Annotated in this window: 14 protein-coding genes; 11 read left to right on the plus strand and 3 right to left on the minus strand. The window is 60.7% G+C overall.

All coding sequences use genetic code 11. The annotated features are described in order from the left end of the window. Positions 1-331: 331 nt before the first annotated feature. Entirely contained in the window at positions 332-940 is a 609-nt protein-coding gene (locus tag GEV05_20585; protein ID MPZ45738.1) for a hypothetical protein, read from the minus strand. Between the two features lie 550 nt (positions 941-1,490). Here GEV05_20585 and GEV05_20590 point away from each other — a divergent pair. The 10 genes from GEV05_20590 (at position 1,491) to GEV05_20635 (ending at position 13,836) form a co-directional block, all read left to right on the plus strand. Further along, the gene (locus GEV05_20590) at positions 1,491-3,653 is read left to right on the plus strand and encodes a heavy metal translocating P-type ATPase (GenBank protein ID MPZ45739.1); all 2,163 of its coding nucleotides are present in this window, start codon (positions 1,491-1,493) and stop codon (positions 3,651-3,653) included. 94 nt (positions 3,654-3,747) lie between these two features. Next, positions 3,748-4,098, plus strand: a complete 351-nt coding sequence (locus GEV05_20595; GenBank protein MPZ45740.1) for a hypothetical protein — start codon at positions 3,748-3,750, stop codon at positions 4,096-4,098. A gap of 111 nt (positions 4,099-4,209) precedes the next feature. Beyond that, positions 4,210-5,496, plus strand: coding sequence for a TolC family protein (locus GEV05_20600; GenBank protein ID MPZ45741.1), 1,287 nt, complete (start codon positions 4,210-4,212; stop codon positions 5,494-5,496). Positions 5,497-5,540: 44 nt separating this feature from the next. Further along, positions 5,541-6,773, plus strand: coding sequence for an efflux RND transporter periplasmic adaptor subunit (locus GEV05_20605; GenBank protein ID MPZ45742.1), 1,233 nt, complete (start codon positions 5,541-5,543; stop codon positions 6,771-6,773). Between the two features lie 9 nt (positions 6,774-6,782). Next, entirely contained in the window at positions 6,783-9,929 is a 3,147-nt protein-coding gene (locus GEV05_20610) for a CusA/CzcA family heavy metal efflux RND transporter (protein ID MPZ45743.1), read from the plus strand. Beyond that, positions 9,926-10,291 carry a P-II family nitrogen regulator gene (locus GEV05_20615; GenBank protein MPZ45744.1) on the plus strand — a complete coding sequence of 122 codons (366 nt, stop codon included), beginning with the start codon at positions 9,926-9,928 and terminating at the stop codon, positions 10,289-10,291. Before GEV05_20610 ends, GEV05_20615 begins: the two co-directional genes overlap by 4 nt. Positions 10,292-10,333: 42 nt before the next feature. Beyond that, complete coding sequence (locus tag GEV05_20620; GenBank protein MPZ45745.1) at positions 10,334-10,756, plus strand: hypothetical protein; 423 nt, start codon at positions 10,334-10,336, stop codon at positions 10,754-10,756. Between the two features lie 525 nt (positions 10,757-11,281). Next, entirely contained in the window at positions 11,282-11,968 is a 687-nt protein-coding gene (locus tag GEV05_20625; GenBank protein ID MPZ45746.1) for a response regulator, read from the plus strand. After that, positions 11,934-13,433 carry a heavy metal sensor histidine kinase gene (locus tag GEV05_20630; protein MPZ45747.1) on the plus strand — a complete coding sequence of 500 codons (1,500 nt, stop codon included), beginning with the start codon at positions 11,934-11,936 and terminating at the stop codon, positions 13,431-13,433. Before GEV05_20625 ends, GEV05_20630 begins: the two co-directional genes overlap by 35 nt. A gap of 40 nt (positions 13,434-13,473) precedes the next feature. Then, the gene (locus GEV05_20635) at positions 13,474-13,836 is read left to right on the plus strand and encodes a hypothetical protein (GenBank protein ID MPZ45748.1); all 363 of its coding nucleotides are present in this window, start codon (positions 13,474-13,476) and stop codon (positions 13,834-13,836) included. 184 nt (positions 13,837-14,020) lie between these two features. Here the strand turns inward: GEV05_20635 and GEV05_20640 are convergent, their stop codons facing one another. Continuing rightward, positions 14,021-14,551, minus strand: a complete 531-nt coding sequence (locus GEV05_20640) for a transposase (GenBank protein MPZ45749.1) — start codon at positions 14,549-14,551, stop codon at positions 14,021-14,023. Positions 14,552-14,971: 420 nt separating this feature from the next. Beyond that, positions 14,972-15,604, minus strand: a complete 633-nt coding sequence (locus tag GEV05_20645) for a hypothetical protein (GenBank protein ID MPZ45750.1) — start codon at positions 15,602-15,604, stop codon at positions 14,972-14,974. Between the two features lie 146 nt (positions 15,605-15,750). Here GEV05_20645 and GEV05_20650 point away from each other — a divergent pair, with 146 nt between their 5' ends. Beyond that, positions 15,751-16,473: a glycosyltransferase gene (locus GEV05_20650; GenBank protein ID MPZ45751.1), complete on the plus strand. Its 723-nt coding sequence runs from the start codon at positions 15,751-15,753 to the stop codon at positions 16,471-16,473. Positions 16,474-16,533: the final 60 nt, after the last annotated feature.

Here is a 16,533-nt window from a genome sequence, read left to right on the forward strand (position 1 = left end):
GGTGAACGTCGTCGAAGATCTCAACATGATAGGGCGGGCTATCGGCGTTGCGACGGGAATGGCGGCATTTAGCGTCGGTGTGCAAACTCCCAGTCCGTGCTCCGAGGACACCCTTCGCAGAATCGAGCTGGACCATCCAAACATTGTGATGGTCTTTCGGTGAGGGCGCCTTGCTCATGCTGCCCGGCTGGCAATTACAGTCTGGCGCCGCTGCAATTCTGCGACAGTGCCTTGGTAGCGCGTTGCACCAGCTCGACTAGTACGACGAATTTCTAATTGCGAAACATTGTTCGCATCTGTGGTGACGTTGCACGACTAACGTGTCGCAATACTAGTTGCTCGGAGGTAGGGAAGTCATTGTCCCGCGCCGCTGCCTCGACCGGACCTGCGCGCACAGCGCGCACAGTCGGGTGGCCCTCACGTTCGCACTGGACGATGCGAGGCTATGGGCCGCCGCCCGCATAGCTTTGGAGTCGCCGGCCGCCGCCGCTTCGAATATCGCGTCCATGAGTCCGGGTGCCTCGTAGAGGTAGAGGCGGATGATCCTTTGCACGATGTCCGGGCGTCCGAGGCGCCGCGCGGCACGCAATGCGTCCAACACTTCGTCAGCGATCTCGCTTTCGTGCCCGTCAGCGGGCGATCCTGAGAGTGCGGCATCGCTCTTCGTGCCTTGGGATGCAGTGGCGGCCGCGATTGTGTCCGCCTCAAACCCCGACGGCGGCAGCCAGCGTCGAAGCACTGCTTCAAATTGCTGCCTCGCGAAGGGCTTCGACAGGTAGTCATCCATCCCCACCGCGGTACAGCGTTCGCGGTCACCATCCCGCGGCCGAATCAGCATCTGTGCCAACCACGATAGGGTTCTCATGCGTTCGTTCCGGCTCCGGTGCCTTATGGACAATGACTTTCGCGCCGTAGTCGCGGGCTCGGCGGCGGGCCGCATTGAGAATCACAGTCTTACTGCGGTCGCTCATTAGGGGGTAGGGACCATCTCCATGGTACAGGTGCCAAGCATCGCTCTTGCACATTACGTGATAGTACCTACCGGGCATTTGATCCGTGTTCCATTGAATATCATCACCAAGACCGGTGCTCGGTCTGCCAGAACAGCCAGCCGAAGTAGATGCAAAGCGCAGCCAAGCAAAGCACTAGGCAGCTGAACACGGCCCCGATCGGACTTGCAGTCGGATACTGGCAGCATCCCATTTTACCGGGGCTGGTGAGTGGCCGTAAGACCAAGTCCCCGTCTCGTAGGTCTATTCCGATTATCGGTCAAATATCGGTCATCTCCGTGCCTTCAAGCGACACAGCCTCATTGGATGGGCATGCGATGGTCACGAGCCGAGGTGTCTCCGTGCCTACTTACAGCGCTTGACTCTACAGTCGCTACAAGGTTTCAAATTGCAGCAGGCATTGCTAGCGCACCGCTCCGCTCATGTGGCATTGGAGCGTCGCGCGCTAGACCGAAATGATGACCCTTTTCGGGTATCGCAATGAAGATTGTATGTGGCCAACGCGGAATGGAAGCGATGAGCAAGTCAGCCGCCAGCGTATTTCACATCGAAAACATGGATTGCCCGACCGAGGAGCGGCTTATCCGTGACAAGCTCTCGAAAATGCAGGGCATAGACTCGCTCGACTTCAATTTGATGCAACGCAAGCTCGTTGTCAATCATCAGTTGGAAAGCGCCTCGCCCGTGTTGTCGGCACTGCATTCGATCGGCATGAAGGCTATCGCCGAATCGCCGCAAGTGAAGCTCCCAGCCGCCTCCGATTCCCGCGTCGTGAGCCGCAAGCAATGGTGGTTGATGGGTCTGGCCGGGGCCTCCGCGCTTTGCGCGGAAATTGTGGCCTGGGTCACTGGCAACGAGTCATCGCCGCTCGTGATCGCGCTTGCGCTGGCTGCTGTGGCCGCGGGAGGGATCGAGACCTACAAGAAGGGCTGGATTGCGCTCAGGAACCGCAATCTAAATATCAATGCGCTCATGTCGATCGCCGTCACGGGCGCAATGCTGATCGGACAGTGGCCGGAAGCCGCGATGGTGATGTTTCTTTTCGCCCTTGCGGAAATGATTGAGGCGCTGTCGCTCGATCGCGCGCGCAATGCGATACGGGGTCTGATGGACATGACGCCGGAAACGGCGACGGTGCTTCAGAGCGATCGTACTTGGGCAAAGGTCGAGTCGAAGCATGTCTCGCCTGGCGCGGTCGTTCGGGTCGGACCAGGAGAGCGCATTCCGCTCGACGGCGAACTGGTTTCGGGGCAGTCGTCGGTAAACCAGGCGCCGATTACGGGGGAGAGCATACCGGTCGCCAAGGCGGCTGGCGATCCGGTGTTCGCCGGCACGATCAATGAGACGGGGTCGTTCGAGTTTCGAGTCACCAAAGTTGCCGGGGAATCGACTCTCGCACGAATCATCAAGGCGGTAGAGGAGGCGCAGGGCAGCCGCGCGCCTACGCAGCGGTTCGTCGATCGGTTCGCCCGGATCTATACGCCGCTCGTGTTCGCAATGGCCGTGGTGGTCGCAGTCGGACTTCCGCTCGCATTTGGTCTGCCCTGGATGGATTCCATCTACAAAGCGCTCGTATTGCTCGTGATCGCCTGTCCCTGTGCCCTGGTGATCTCCACTCCCGTAACGGTCGTCAGCGGTCTGGCTGCAGCAGCCCGACGCGGCATCCTGATCAAAGGTGGTGCCTATCTGGAACAAGGTCGAACGCTCAAGGCATTGGCGCTCGATAAGACCGGAACCATTACTCGTGGTGAGCCGGCCGTAACCGATGTGACCTCGCTCGTCGGCGATGCCGATGCACTGCGTTTCGCCGCAACGATCGCTGCGCGTTCGGATCATCCGGTGTCTTCGGCGGTGAGTCGGTACTGGAAAGATCGAGGCCACGCGACTAATCTTTCCGAGGTAACCGATTTTGCAGCCATCACGGGACGGGGCGTCAAGGGGCGTATCGAAGGCCGCTGGTTCCACTTGGGCAATCACCGACTGGTGGAAGAGCTTGGAATCTGCACTCCAGCGACAGAAAAGCTTCTCCAGAAACTGGAAGCAGAGGGGAAGACCGCGGTTGTCCTGAGCGATGAATCGCAGCCTCTTGCGGTGATCGGCGTGGCCGACACGGTGCGCGAAACGAGCCGCCAAGCGATCGAGGAACTCCACAGGCTCGGCGTTCCGTCCTTGATGCTCACGGGCGACAATCCGAAAACCGCAGCTGCGATCGCTGCCGAGGTCGGTATCGACGATGCGCGGGGCGACTTGCTACCGGAAGACAAACTCAAGGTGATCGATGAAGCACTCGCCAAATACCACTCGGTAGGTATGGCCGGCGACGGCATCAACGATGCGCCAGCGCTCGCTCGATCGAGCATCGGCTTCGCCATGGGCGCTGCGGGCACGGATACGGCCATCGAGACAGCGGATGTGGCGTTGATGGATGACGACTTGCGCAAGATTCCCGAGTTCATTCGGCTGAGCCGCCGAACCGCGGCTATCTTGAAGCAGAACATTGCTGTGGCGCTCGGAATCAAGGCTGTGTTCCTGATCCTCGCGATTGCGGGAATGGCAACCTTGTGGATGGCCGTGTTTGCCGACATGGGGGCCAGCCTGATTGTGGTATTCAATGGGCTGCGTTTATTGCGGCCTGAAGCGTAGTTCACAGGGGGCGTCGCGGGGCTTGCTTGCCTTCGGGATGGCACTGGCTATAATGCGTCGCAGTCCGCTCACTTTGCCAAAGGCTATCCGCAGCGTGTTGCGTCTTTTGATTGTTGTCCTGCTGTGGATTGTCCCGCTTCAGATGAGCTATGCGGTAGCTTCCGGCTACTGCTCATCGAGCGAGCAGGGGTCGGTCACTTCCCATTTTGGCCATCACGTCCACAAGCACGTCCACTCTGGGAGTGGCGATAACAACGCCGCGAAGCTGGGCGTTGACCTGGATTGCGGTTTGTGCCACTTGGCCGGTGGTCATATCGTGGTTGGCGTGCCCGCTCAGTACACCGCCTTGCTGCAGCCGCAGCTCGAACCTCCTCGCCTCCAGCCTTTCCACTCCGTAGTTCTCTCCGAGCATAATCGCCCGCCTCTCGTCGCGCCCGTCGCCTGATCGGCGGGACGCACTGCTTCCGCAGCTCGCTTACCGGTCGGCTCGATAGCCGAGCCACCACGCGTTCTCGCCGAATTCCCGGTTGTTTCGTATGGCTTTGCGGGGAATTCAATGCGATTTGCGGTCACTATCTGTTGCCTTGCAACTGTCGCGGTGGCGCACGCTCAGGCGCTGCAACAGGCTCCGGACTCCGTCACGCTCACGTCGTTGACGCTGGAAGAGGCCCTTCGGATGGCAGAAGCGGCCAGCCCGTCTCTCCAAAAGGCCCGTGCCGAGCTCCAGGCACTGGAGGCCGACATCGTCGAGTCGCGCAGCCCGCTCTGGAACAATCCTGAGATCTCGGCGGAGTACGCAAGACGAACGACCCCGAATCCTGGATTACCGGACGAGAGGGCGCGCGAATGGGCGCTGGGAATCAGCCAAGCGTTCGAGACCGGCGGACAGTCGAAGCATCGACGTGCGGCTGCAGACAGCGCGAAAGCTGCCATGGACGCGCAGATCGAGGAGTTGCGGCGGCAGTTGCGCTTCGAAGTGCAACGAGGCTTTCTCCAGGTACTGAGCCTTCAACAGCGGAGCGCTCTGGAAGAGGAGGCGATCAGGACCGTCGAGCAGGCGGCGAATGCGGTGAAGAGCCGAGTCGCAGCCGGCGAGGACACGCGCCTTGATGGCAATGTGGCCGCCGTGGAAGTGGGCCGTGCCCACAATCAGCTTGCGAGCTTGATCGATCAGCTTGCCCAGGCACGCGCGGAATTCGCTGATCTGCTGCAAATGCCGCCCGGACAGCTGCCTCAAGTGCAAGGCGATCTTGGTCGCACCGCAACGTCAACATACAGGCTGATCGACCTGCTCGAATCGTCGCGACAGCGCCCACAGTTCGAAGCGTTGGCGCAACGAGAGCGAGCCGCGCGCAGTCGCCTTGCACTGGAGCGGGCGGCTGTTTCGCCGGACGTGACTGTGGGGATCGGGATCGCGCGTGAGGGGCCCGGCGACACTCGTGAGCGAATAAAGGGAATCAATGTTTCGGTACCGTTGCCTCTATTTCGGCGCAACGCCGCCGCGATCGGCCGCGCGAGCTCTGAACTGACTCAAGTGCAGATCGAGCGACAGGCGGCCGAGCGCGAGGCGCGCGCGAGCGTAATAGCACTTTGGTCCCGGTCGGAAGCATTGCGAGCAAGGATCGAGCAGATTCGTTCGAGCATTGTGGCCGCCCTGGACGAAAACCAGCGGTTGTCGACGCGTGCGTACCGTGAGGGTGAGCTGGGGTTGCTGGAACTCCTGGTCGTCACGCGCCAAGTGCTCGACGGCCGCCGTGACTTGCTGGAGGCGCAGACCGAAGCGGCGCTCACGCGCACTGCGCTTGAGCAGGCCGCCGGTTGGGCGGACGCGACCCGGCCATGAAGGCTCTCGTGCGACGTCATCGATTACCCAAGGAGACGCAGAGAATGTCAAAGCACGCGGCCGTGATCCTTATCGTTTGTGCCGCTCTTGCCCTTTCGGCGTGCGATCGCTTCGGAGGTTCGCAGGAGAACCAGAATGCCGAGGCTGCCACGGGCGTACCGCCGAAAGACGAGCACGGCCATGAGAAATCCGAAGGCGATGCGCACGCCAAGGAAAAGGGCAGGGAGGAAGGGGGGCTGAAGCTCTCCAACGAGCAGATCGCAGCTGCCGGGATCAAGGTGGAGGCCATTGAAGAGCAGGAGGTCAGTGATCACGTCTCGGTGACCGCCACCATCCACGCAAATATGGATCGCCTTGCGCGGGTAACACCTCGCGTGCCGGGCCGTATCGTCCGGGTACAGGCGAACATCGGTGATCGCGTGGCCGCTGGGCAGGTGCTTGCGCAACTTGATAGCCCCGAGATCGGCGAAGCGTTCTCGGCCTACTGGCAGGCGCAAACCGAGCACAAGCTCGCGCAGTCGAGTTTCGAGCGAGCTCAGCGCCTGTACACCGAGCAGATCGTTCCGCAGAAGGAGTTTCTTCGAGCACAAGGCGAGCTTGAGAAGGCCGCCACGTCCCTTCGAGCCGCGCGTGAGAAGCTTCGTCTACTCGGCATCTCGCCTGGTTCCGCGCTGGGCAAGGAGGCCGCCTCGGTATTCGCGGTTACTGCACCGTTCGCCGGAACGATCATCGAAAAGGCGGCCGTACTGGGAGAACTCAGTCAGCCCGACAAGGCGCTGTTCACGGTTGCCGACCTGTCGACGGTCTGGATCGAAGGCAGCGTGTTCGAGAAGGATCTCGCCAAGGTTCGGGTCGGAGCCCCGGCCGAAATCACCGTCACTGCGTTTCCCGGGGAAGTCTTCAAGGGCAAGGTCGCCTATCTCTCCAGCGTGATGGACAAGGAGACGCGCACGCTGAAAGCGCGTATCGATGTCCCCAACAAGGATCGTCGTCTGATTCCGGAAATGTTCGCGACCGCCTTGATCCAGACCGGCGGCGCGGCCAAGGCCATCCTGGTCCCTGAGGAAGCGATCGTGCTGATCCAAGGCGTATCCACAGTGTTCGTCGAGGACGCGCATGGCTTCGAGCCGCGCCCGGTGGATCCGGGCGAAAAGCTGAACGGACGGGTCGTATTGAAGAATGGTATCAAGCCGGGCGATCTCGTCGTCGTTGCAGGAACGTATGCGCTCAAAGCGCGGATGCTGAAATCCCAGATCGGCGAAGGCCATGCACACTGAGATACCGTCATGCTGAACGCCATTGTTGATCTGTCGCTACGCTACAAGGTCCTGGTCCTGGTCGCCTTCACTGTCGTCATATTTTTCGGCGTGCGGGCATGGCAGCAGGTGCCGGTGGACGCATTCCCCGATGTCACACCCAACCAGGTGAACATCTATACCGAATCGCCGGGGCTGGCTGCTGAAGACGTGGAGAGGCTGCTGACTTTCCCGATCGAAAGCGCGATGGCCGGGCTGCCCGGCGTGTCATACATCCGCTCGATCTCCCTCTTCGGACTTTCGTATGTGGGAGTCTACTTCGAGGACGACGTCGACATCTATTTCGCGCGGCGCCTGGTCGGGGAAAGGCTGCAGGAAGCCGCGGAGCGAATTCCCGAGGGCTACGGGAAGCCGGAGCTCGGGCCGAACAGCTCCGGCCTCGGACAGGTCTTCTGGTACACCATCGAATCCGCCGACAACAAGCTTTCCGCAATGGATCTGCGCACGCTTCAAGACTGGAATGTGCGCTTCCTGCTACGAACGGCGCCGGGCGTCGACGACGTGACTTCCTGGGGAGGCCAGGAGAAGCAGATCCAGGTTTCGATCGATCCGAACAAGCTCCTCAAGTACAACTTGACATTCAAAACCGTCATGGAGGCACTTGAGGCCAACAACCGACAGGTCGGCGGGCAATTCGTGGATCTCGGTAGCGAGCAGTACCTAGTACGCGGGCTTGGGCTGGTCGGAAGCGCGAAGGACGTTGCCGGCATCGTCGTAGCAGAGCACGAGGGTACTCCGATCTATATCCGAGATGTAGCGGAGGTCAAGGAGGGAGCGGCGGTTCGTTTTGGCGCAGTTACCCGAGATGGCAAGGAAGTGGCGCTCGGCATTGCGCTCGCGCGCATCAATGAGAATGCTAAGAATGTCGTCGACGCCGTGAAGGCCAAGCTCAAGGCTGCACAGCAAGCGCTTCCCCAAGGCGTGACGATCAATCCTGTCTACGATCGAACGGGCCTTGTCGATAGAGCCCTCGATACGGCAACCAGTGCATTGATCGAAGGTTCCATTCTGGTGGCAATCGTATTGTTTCTATTTCTGGGCGAGTTCCGTTCGGCGGTGGTCGTGATCGTCACCCTGCCCCTGTGCATGCTGATCGCTTTCATGCTGATGCAATACTTCGGCTTTTCGGCGAACCTCATGTCGCTCGCGGGGCTCGCGATCGGAATCGGGATGATGGTCGATGGCGCAGTCGTGATGGTGGAGAACGGGTTCCGGCTCTTGTCGCACCACGCGGGCAAGGCGGTGAATCGCACGCACGTCATACTGGAAGCCGCACGCGAGGTGATCAATCCCATCGCTTTCGCGATTTTGATCATCATCGTCGTCTTCCTGCCCTTGTTTTCACTCTCGGGTTTGGAAGGAAAGTTGTTCAAGCCCATGGCGTTCGCCATCACCTTCGCAATGGTAGGTTCCTTGATCCTCACCGTCAGCCTGGTGCCGGTGCTTTCGGCACTGGTGCTCAAAGCGAGGCCCGAAAAGGACACCATCCTCATTCGCGGCGCCAAGGCGCTCTACCTGCCGCTGCTCGACTGGTCACTCGAGCACAAGAAGATCGTGATCGGTGCGGCACTGCTCCTGCTCGTCTCGGCCCTTGCGACGTTTCCGTTCCTCGGTAAGGAGTTCATGCCCACGCTTCAGGAGGGCGAAATCATGTTTCGGGTAACCGGCATTCCGTCGACCTCCCTGGAGGAAAGTGTCCGGGTATCCCAACGGATGGATGCCGTTCTCAAAAAGAACTTTCCGGAGGTCAAATCAGTTCTTGCCACGATCGGCCGCGCAGAGAAAGGTGAAACAACCGACGCGAACTACATGGAAGTGTTGGTCGAGGTGAAGCCTGTGTCCGAGTGGCCGACCGAGATGCCCATGCCCGTTCTTTCGGACAAGATGCGAGACAAGCTCGAAGAGGAAATTCCGACCGTAGTGTTCTCTGCGACTCAGCCCATTCAAATGCGGGTAGAGGAGCTCATCTCTGGCGTGCGAGCGACGCTGGCGCTCAAGGTGTATGGCCCGGACCTGCAGACGCTCGATCGCCTGGCCGAGCAGATCAGGCCGGTACTGGGCGCAATTCCCGGTGTGGCTGATCTGTCGCTCGAGGCCAATAGGGGCAAGCCGCAGATCATAGTGCGCGTGAATAGAGCTGCCGCAGATCGGTTCGGAATCAACGCCGACGACATTTTGGACGTGGTGCAGGTCGGTGTCGGCGGCAAGTCGGTAACGACGTTACTCGAAGGGACGCGTCGGTTCGACATCCAGGTACGACTCGCCCCCGGATATCGCGACAGCGTGCGCGCGATCGAAAGCATTCCCATTCGGACCAACAATGGCGGCCTTGTGCCACTCGCACGCGTGGCTACGGTCGAGGTGGATGAAGGCTATACATTCGTACGTCGAGAGCAGCTTCAGCGCTACGCGGTCATCCAGATGGACGTGAAGGGCCGAGATGTCGACGGCTTCGTCAATGAGGGCGAAGCGGCGATCCGGGAGCGCGTGAAGCTTCCGGAAGGCTATTGGATCGAGTGGGGCGGCGCCTTCGAGAACCAGCAACGGGCGATGGCGAGGCTTGCCGTGATCGTGCCGTTGACGATCGGCCTCATCTTCATCTTGCTCTACACGGCTTTCAACTCAGTAACCTACGCGACGCTCATCATTGCAAACGTTCCGTTTGCGATCATAGGAGGCGTCTTCGGCTTGGCGATCACGGGCCAGTACGTCTCGGTTCCCTCGGCGATCGGCTTCATCGCGGTATTCGGGGTTGCCATGCTCAATGGCATCGTTCTGGTTTCGTTTCTGAACGACTTGCGCCGCCACGGGCATAGCATCCGAGACACCGTACGCCAGGGCGCGGCGCTACGGCTGCGGCCCGTGCTCATGACCGCCTCGGTTGCCATTCTGGGCCTCATCCCAATGTTGCTGTCGTCCGGCATAGGGGCGGAGACGCAGCGTCCGCTTGCGACGGTGGTAGTAGGCGGGCTTTTTACCTCCACGGCGCTGACGTTGCTGCTTCTGCCGCTGATCTACGAGTGGATCGAGCTTCGACGCGAGCGCCGGCGCGAGAGCGCGGAGTCAGCGCAACCTCAATTGACCAATCCGACGGTGGAGCGGGGAGAGGGCGCATGAAGGAAATCAAGGCGTTCATTCATAAAGACAGAATCTCGGAGGTGGTCGCAGCGCTGAATGCATCAGGGTGCCGTTCTTCGGATGAGAGGACAGGATGCAGAAGCATCAACGTTGCGGCTGTCCAGAGCCTCACCAGTCCGGCTGAGGGCGAAGAGCAACACTATTCGATGGAATTGGCAGAAACGGTCGTGCGCGAATGGAAACTGGAACTGTTCTGCGAGGACGAGCAGACCGATCAGCTGGTGAAGGTCATCGCGCAGGCAGCGAGTATAGGACGCGGCATTGCCGGCTGGATCTTCGTCACTGAGGTCGTGAGCTCGATTCCGATACTGGGCCCGAGCAAGTACGGGCCGCCGAACTGACCCTCAAGACATTCGTTTCAACCCAGGCAGAAAGGAACCTCTGTGAACGCAGTGGCTGCACTCGCATTGAGTCTCGTGCTGGTACTGAACATTTCGCCGAGCTTCGGCGCAGACAAACACGACCATGCCAAGATGGGCGCCAACGGTGGACAAGTGGTGGATGCCGGTCCATATCATCTGGAACTGGTGGTGAACGGTCAGGAGCTCACGCTGTACGTGCTCGACGAGAAGAACAGCAAGGTCTCGGTCGACGGTGCCAAGGCGAGCGCGATCGTAATGAGTGGGGGCGGAAAGACAACGATCGCCCCGGCGGGCGATAACGCACTAAAAGGCGCGCGCAAGTTTCAGGCGAAGGAGGATATGAGAGTGTTGCTGTCGCTCACGCTCCCAGGAAAGGCCACGCAACAAGCACGCTTTACCCCATTGCACAAGGAAGGCGGTGACCACAAGGGACACGGTCATTGAAGGCGCAGCTGAATCCAGAGTATTGCGACCAATAGTACAGGGCCGCAGTTTTCACCGCCGGCCCTGTCCGGCGACGGTCTATGGGTGAAGAATGCAGGTGTCAGTCGATCGGGGCAAGATGATTCGGTGCCGGGCGCCTCTCGTCGGCCGTTCTCCGCTGCTCATGATCGAGGGAATCCGTGTGCGTGAGCTTGCCACTCGTGAACTCGTATCGATGCGGGGCGGGTGCCCACGAGCCTTCTGGACCGTACATTCGTACCCACTGTCCGTCTCGGGAGTAGTCGCCTCCCTGCGGCGGTCTCATGGATTCTGCGAACGCTCCACCGATATACAGCGAGCTAGCCGCGAGCAGCGTCGTGGAAATGAGTGTCCTGGCCATCGTCTTGCGCATGTCGATCCTCATAAGCTGATTGGTGCAGTGCGGCTCGGCCGCCTCGTCGATCGCAACGACTTACGCTGCGATTCGAAGAGAGCTTATCGAGGCGACGCCAACATCCTGATGGCGGCAAGATTACGATTCTGACAATGAAGGTACTCCTGATTGAAGACGAGGTACGCGCGGCCGACTACGTGCGCAAGGGCCTCTCGGAGAATGGCTATGTCGTCGATGTGGCCCACGATGGTACAACCGGTTTGCACAAGGCAGTCGAGGGCGATCACGACATGGTCATCCTGGACGCGATGCTGCCTGGGCTCGATGGGTTCGCAGTCCTGTCCGCGTTGCGCAGCGCGAAGGATGTTCCTGTCCTCATGTTGACGGCGTGCGGGCGCACCCACGACAAAGTGCGTGGCTTTGACCTTGGTGCCGACGATTACCTCGTCAAGCCGTTCCAGTTTCCCGAATTGCTGGCTCGGATGCGCGCTCTTTTGAAGCGCGGCGGGCAGGCGCTGCGCTCGGACTCGCTTCGGGTGGCAGATCTGGAACTGGATCCCGTCAGACACCAGGCCGTGCGAGCGGACCGGAGCATTGGTCTTACCGCCCGCGAGTTCGCACTTCTTCAGCTCTTCATGCGCCGGAACGGAGAGGTCCTTTCCCGAACGGAAATTGCGTCCCTCGTCTGGGACATCAACTTCGATTCAGACACCAATGTGGTCGATGTTGCAGTCGCCCGACTGAGGGCGAAAGTCGACGAACCGTTCGGGGAAAAGCTCATCCATACCGTGCGTGGCGTGGGCTATGTCCTGGAGCGACGTGCCGGTGCGACGAGCTGAAGTCTTCGGCGGTCCTATGCAAGGTATTGCCCCGACATCCGGCGTTCGCGTAGCGCGGATGTCACTCGCTGGTCGACTGGCGCTGGTCAATGCCGTGATCGCACTGATTACCATCGCGATCGCTGGTTGCGTCTCATATCTTGCGCTTGCGCGGGAGCTCGATCGACATGCCGACGCCGAACTGTGGTCTAAGGCGCAGGCCCTGGCGCACACTTTTGCCGAGCTGCCTGATGCAACATCGAGAGATGCGTGGCAGCAAGGCGTCCGAACGGCGCTTTATGGTCACGAAGACCTGCACGTGGCTATTGTCGATGGTCGAAACAAGGAAGCGCTTTTCGCCTCATCGGCACTGGCTGAAGAAGCGTTGACGCGAATCGATTGGCGTGCCCAGGGAGTCGACCCAGCCTTCTGGCAATTCAAGCCATCCTATCCGGTCGCCTCGGTTGCCATGCCTATTCGGCTGGCCCAAGGCGATAACCTGAAGGTCGTGCTTTCCCAGGACCGCTCGCGAGAGGAGTTGCTCCTCGCTCGGTTTACAAGTGGGGTGATTGCTGCCTTCCTGGCGCTGTGGGCCCTGCTGCTGGTGGGCTCATGGTGGATCGCGCGGCTGGAGCTGGCCCCGCTTGAGCGCTTCAGCCAGATGGCGGCCCGCACCGGTGCGGGCTCGCTGGGTCACCGGCTCGAGTTGAACGGACTGCCGCGAGAACTGGCGGTACTGGCTGATGAGTTCAACTCCATGCTTGTCCGTATCGAGCAAGGGATGGAGCGCATCTCCAATTTCTCGGGCGATCTTGCTCACGAGCTGCGTACGCCGATTGGCATTTTGTATGGGCGCACCCAGGTAGCACTCTCGCGTGGGCGCACGGAAGATGAACTGCGTCAGGTCCTCGAGGATAACGTGCTTGAGCTCGAACGCTTGTCACGTCTGGTTTCGGACATGCTCTTCATCGCTCAGGAGGCGGAATCAAACGTCGCTGATCTCATGACCAAGGTGGATTTCCGCAAGTTGGCAGAGATGGTCACGGAATTCATGTCCCTGGCTGCCGAAGAGCGCGGCATCGTATTCGCGGTAACTGGCGACGCGGGCGTTATCGCAAACGAAGTACTCATCCAGCGCGCTCTGACCAACCTTATCTCGAACGCGATCAAGCATGCGGATACCGGTAGCTCCGTCCGTATCCAAATCGGCCGCTCCGGCAATGGAGCGGCGGTCGAGGTAATCAACCAGGGCGAGCCAATACCGGCCATCCAGCTGAAAAGGATCTTCGAGCGGTTCTATCGTCTGGATGCGTCGCGTACTCGTCAGGACGGTGGGACCGGGTTGGGACTGGCCATCGTCGACGCGATCGCGAAGCGCCACGGCGGTCGGGTCTCGGCGGAGTGCGGACCGGGGCGGGAGACGCGCTTCAGACTGGAATTGCCGGACCAAAAAGGGGACGGGTGGAAGGTTCGGGCAGAGAGATAGGCTAGCAAGCGACGGCTAGCTTTCCCCATAGGAGGTTACCGTGAACCTGGCAAATGGTGCTCCGCTCTTGATCGTCGCAGCGGCTCTGAGTGCGTGTCTTCATAGTCACCAGACCATTTCGAACCTTCCCGCCCCGGTCGGTGAACTGATCCATACCGAAGCCGGGTCGGGAACGCTCTGGATCGAGTACGCCGGCAAGCGGTATACCGGGGAGTATGAATGGCAACCTTCGCGCTGGATTCAAGGCGAGCGACAACGCCGCTCGGGGCGTGTCGCGCGCACGACGCTAGTCGCTCCCGGCGGAGACACGCTTTTCTGCGACATTCAGTGGGGGCAGGGAATCAGACCGGCCGGCTACTGCCTAGAGTCCAGCGGTAAGAGCTTTGATTTGCAATTCGATTGACCGACTGAAGACCACAGAACCACAGAACGCCGTGGCACCGTCACGCCTGACGCCCGGGAAATCCTAATTCGTCAAAGCTCTAGGCTCGCTTTTCAAAGTGCTGGTCCGCGGGTACAAAGACAGAAAGTTTTTGTCGATGGAAGCAGAATATTGAAATATTGCTCATACGACGCGTGGCGGATTGTTAAGAGTGCTCGGAGGCCTGCCTTACGGCGAGATTCCACGGTAACAACTCGTCGATTCGGTTGATCGGGTGCTCGGCAATGCGACCGAGCACCTCGCGCAGATAATGATACGGCTCGACGCCATTGAGCAGCGCGGTGCCGATCAGGGTGTAGATGCTTGCCGCACTCTCGCCTCCGCCATCGGAGCCCGCGAACAGATAGTTGCGCCGCCCGAGCACCACGGGCCGGATCGCCCGCTCGGCGGTATTGTTGTCCAGGTCGATACGCCCGTCGTCACGATAGCGGGTCAATGCGTTCCAACGCACCAGGGCGTACTTGATCGCCCCGGCCAAGCTCGACTTTGCGGACACCTGCTGCAAGGTCGCGTTGAGCCAGACGTGCAGCTCGCTCAGGATGTCGGCGGTACGTGCTTGCCGGATCGCGCCGCGCTCTTGGGCACATCGGCCTCGGATCTCGCGCTCGATGGCGTACAGCAATCCGATGCGCCGGATCGCCTCGGCGGCAATCGGGGAGCGATCGGCGACATAGATGTCGTAGAACTTGCGCCGGGCGTGCGCCTTATGCGGATCTCCACATAATGCAGAGGGTTTTTAGCCTAGCGGACGCGGCGCTCCGAGATCGATGAGTGCCACGGGGCGGCCACACCGCGATCGGTAGGCTAAAAATCCTGTTGGACTGAACCGGCGCACAGGCCGTGACGTTATGGGGATTGAATCAAAGCGGCATCGTCGAGGCACGAGGCTGGTGGAGACGAGAGGCGCGCGAACGAAGCACGAGGATTCGTTTGCTGGTCGGGGGTCGGATTTCGGAGGGGCCGCGCGGTGCAATTTGGTGGGCAAACGATCGGCAAGTGCGCATGACGTCGCGACGTGCCGCGCTCACCAAAGGAATCCCAGCGTTTCGCGAGGAAGTTCGCAAAGCGTTCAACAGAGTTCGTGCGGTCAAGTTCATCAGTGATCGCACGGAGGCCCGCGTGGCAGGGTGCCTGGCTGGAAGGTTTCAATGCAAACCATGTTGCCACGACCGCAGTGCGGGCACTCACGCAGCGACGTGCCGGTGAGCTGCTCGTAGCGGTCGCGGTAGTCCAGGGGGGCATCGGGGAGTTTGACGATGGGCGCGGGTGCGCCGAGCAGCTGGCGGCAACGGGCAAGTTTGACCGCGCGGTGGCGGTTGGCCTCGGAGATGCGCAAGCCCGCCGCATAGGCCGTCATGAGAATCGCCCGGTGCTTGATGCTGTCAACCGAGTCCAGGAAGTGCATCACTTCCTCGCGGCTAAGAATCACTGGCAGCTTGAACGGCCTCTTGGGCATCGGAATCTCTTCGACGGCCCAGCTGCGCTTGAGCGTCACCTTGTAAAGGAAGCGCAGTGCGCCGGTCGCGACGCTCACACTGCTCGCCGAGAGCCTGCGGGTCTGCGTCAAATGGACCTGATAGGCGCGAATCTCTTCCGGACCGAGGTCTTCTGGCCGGCGGTTGAAGTGTCTTGCGTAGGCGCCGATCTGTTGCAGGTAGGCGGACTGGGTGTTCTGCGCGAGGTTGCGCACCGCCATGTCTTCGAGCATCCGATGGCGTAAAGGGGTCATGGCAAAGCTCCTTATCCGAATGCCGAGCGCATCGGGCTCACGACCGTAACGCTGCCATTGCATGCATCGATGTGCGAGGCCGACGTCGATCGCGTATGCGGGGCGCTCAGATGCGTTCTAGCCGAGGCAGACCCCGGGGGACAGCGATGAGCCGCCCGCTGCTTTCGGTCGTCATTCCGATCTACAACGAAGAGAGCGCACTACCGGAACTCTTCATGCGCCTCTACGCCGCGCTCGACCAGCTGCGGCTGCCGTACGAGGTCATCCTGGTGGACGATGCCAGCATCGACGGGTCGCCGCGCCTGCTGCGCGAACAGTTCCCCAGGCGGCCGCAGGAGACGCGGGTAGTGCTGCTGGAGTTCAACGTCGGGCAGCACATGGCGATCCTCGCGGGATTCCGGCACGCGAGCGGCGAGCGCATCGTGACGATGGATGCGGACTTGCAGAATCCCCCGGAGGAGATCGGGAAGCTGCTCGCCGAAATGGATCGCGGCTACGACTACGTCGGGGGCGCACGGATCGATCGCCAGGACAGCTGGTGGCGCAGGCACGCGTCACGGGCCGTCAACGGGCTGCGTGCGCGCACCACCGGTATTCGCATGACCGATCAGGGCTGCATGCTGCGCGCCTACGAACGGCACGTGGTCGACTTGATCCTGCGCTCGGAGGAAGTGAACACCTTCATCCCGGCGCTGGCGTACAGGTACGCGCGCCGACCCGCTGAGGTAGGAGTCGTGCACGAGGCGCGCGTGGCGGGCGCCTCCAAGTACTCCCTGATGCGCTTGGTCGCGCTCAATTTCGATCTCATGACTGGCTTCGTGCGCCGGTCAAACCGGCGAGTTGTTGTGAATGAAAGTTTCATACGTTGAAGGTCTAGCCAGCCACAGCGGCTCCGAGTCATGCGTGTGTACCGGTGACGGTGCAGGCGA

The sequence above is a fragment of the Betaproteobacteria bacterium genome, from assembly GCA_009377585.1.
Classification (GTDB): domain Bacteria; phylum Pseudomonadota; class Gammaproteobacteria; order Burkholderiales; family WYBJ01; genus WYBJ01.